Annotated in this window: 3 protein-coding genes; 1 reads left to right on the top strand and 2 read right to left on the bottom strand. The window is 49.5% G+C overall.

Annotation, left to right across the window (positions count from 1 at the left end; all coding sequences use genetic code 11):
* Positions 1–78 precede the first annotated feature (78 nt).
* A complete protein-coding gene (locus tag AFL22_RS23730; RefSeq protein ID WP_072124006.1) occupies positions 79–468 on the top strand; it encodes a GFA family protein in 390 nt (129 codons plus the stop codon).
* A gap of 2 nt (positions 469–470) precedes the next feature.
* On the opposite strand, the gene AFL22_RS22635 is transcribed toward AFL22_RS23730, so the two are convergent.
* Together AFL22_RS22635 and AFL22_RS24335 are read right to left on the bottom strand one after the other, a co-directional pair.
* The gene (locus AFL22_RS22635) at positions 471–1,691 is read right to left on the bottom strand and encodes an ISL3 family transposase (protein WP_052272216.1); all 1,221 of its coding nucleotides are present in this window, start codon (positions 1,689–1,691) and stop codon (positions 471–473) included.
* A gap of 20 nt (positions 1,692–1,711) precedes the next feature.
* Positions 1,712–2,132: SH3 domain-containing protein (locus AFL22_RS24335; RefSeq protein ID WP_241773209.1), on the bottom strand; the 421-nt coding region annotated here is incomplete at its 5' end.

Raw genomic sequence — 2,132 nt, 5'->3', positions numbered from 1 at the left:
GGGTCTTCCCCTGTTGTAGTGGCTGTTCAACTTTTCTGCTATATTTTTCACATGCAAACTGCGGATTAGGAATCATGTATGACGACTCAGCTATCTGGAGGTTGTTTGTGCCAGTTTATACGCTTCAGAGCAGTTAATCCTGGAATCCCCCACTCATGTTCCTGCGACCTTTGCCAGAAACATACAGGAAGTCAGACTGTTGTATGGCTGGAGTTTTCGTCCATAGATGTGCAATGGACTGGTGAGGGAGGTAAACCTTCTTTGTTCCGCTCTTCTGAAACATCAAGTAGGGCTTTTTGCCCGCGATGTGGTAGTTCTCTTGGTGCTATTGATGACGGTCCTGTAGTTGCTCTATTGTCCGGTGTTTTTGACCAATGTCACACTGACATTTTTTCTCCTGATTCTCATTCTTTCCAGGATATGAAACCGGAATGGTGGCGGCGAATTTTTCCAGACACTATTTATTAATATTAAAAACTAATATCCAGCTTCCCGTAGTGAAACATCACGCCCAGTTTAAAGCGCTCCCTGTTTCGGTACCCCCTGGCTTTTATTCTCAGCAGTCTGATCTTGCTGTTCAGTGCCTCCGCATTACCATTTGAGACGTTATGTCGCATTGCATTCAGAATCCCGTAGAGCCTTTTACCTATTGTTTTCGCCGCATTTTTCATCATTGACACATCACTGTTGGCCGCCAGCGCCAGCCATCGTTGCCAGTCATTCCGCCGTTCCTCGCTCCATGGCCTGTTCCAGATATCCTTCGCCAGCTCTTTCAGCGCCCAACACTGGCTGGTCAGTTTCATCTGTGTCCGCAGCCATATCAGCTTTTCCAGCCGGGATTCGGTCATCCATTTTTCGCTGTACTGCCACAGGAAGCGTGTCCCCTTTGCCTGTCGGCGGCTTTCTACCGGAAGGTGCGGATGTTCATTCTGCCGGGTTTTATCCACTACCTCGCCCAGTTGCTTCGCCACATGGAAGCGGTCGAAGGCGATTTTCTCAACTGCGCTGGGCAGATGGATGCGTGCAGCCCTTATATAGCCCGCATTCATGTCCATTGAGAGTGTTTTGATAGCCTGCAGTTGCCCGTCAGTCAGCGTTCTGAGGTAACCGGCGAGACTTTCTGTTCCTCGATCGTCCGTTAAGGCCAGCGCCCGCCCGTCGCGATCGGAGATCACCGTTATATACCGGTGTCCTTTTTTAAAGGCGACCTCGTCCACATTCATATGCCTGCCTGCTAACGGCTTTTTTATCCGTGCAAGACCGCGCTTAACCGCGCGAGTCATAATGCCGTCAACAGCATTCCAGCTGAGTTTTAGTTGCTTTCTGACAGCATCAATGGTGCTGATTTTTAGCCATGAGAGCACGAACGATTCGAACAGCAGCGTATACCGGCTTCCGGGCCCCGCCCACGGAACAGGCAGAGTCTGACAGCCATGCTCCGGGCACTTAATACGGGGAACATCAGCTTCAACTAATGTCGCGAACTGGCAGGTATCAAGGTGTCGCCATTGACGATGTCGGTGATCGTGAACAGGACAGGATTTACCGCAGGCAGGACAGGTTAACAGAGTGTTTTCAGCGATCCCGACGGTGACAGTAACGGAACCTGCATTTTCATCAAGGGACAAGGATTCAACCTGCCACGGCCCCGATAAATTCAGAATGTGGGCATAGAGGGATTTTTCGTCCATAAACGCGTACCGGATTAAAATTAGACATCCAGAATACTTACACATTCTTCCGGCACCCAGCCAGATTCTCCGGAGTTCTTGAGCGCCCAGAACCAGCCATTAAGAGACTTTATGACAGTAATTCTCTCGCTGGAGCTGACTGATAATTCATGCGCCGTATAGTCTTCAAGGCAGATGACTTCGTAGGTGCTAATGGGAGTAAATATTTGTTGTGGAGCCCATCCGGCTTTACCGGAAGGAAGCGTTACCCATACCCATCCGCGATACTCAAGATCAGAATGGCTGATAACGACAGCACTGGCTTTCTTTATAGATATGGGGTCAGGAAAAGCAGAAGTGTATTCCCTGATGACAACAGCAGCATTACTCAAGTGGTTTTCCTCCTGTTGTTGGGTAAACAGCAAAAAGCCTACAACAGCCACCACAACAGGGGAAGACCCA

The organism is Pantoea sp. CFSAN033090 (assembly GCF_001264395.1).
Lineage (GTDB): Bacteria > Pseudomonadota > Gammaproteobacteria > Enterobacterales > Enterobacteriaceae > Pantoea > Pantoea agglomerans.
Note: the sequence above shows the minus strand (reverse complement) of the source record. Positions and strands in the feature narration are given on the sequence as shown.

Bases quoted from the DNA above. Each gene is read 5' to 3' on its own strand.
- AFL22_RS23730 (WP_072124006.1), top strand. From the start codon at position 79: ATGACGACTCAGCTATCTGGAGGTTGTTTGTGCCAGTTTATACGCTTC.
- AFL22_RS22635 (WP_052272216.1), bottom strand. From the start codon at position 1,691: ATGGACGAAAAATCCCTCTATGCCCACATTCTGAATTTATCGGGGCCG.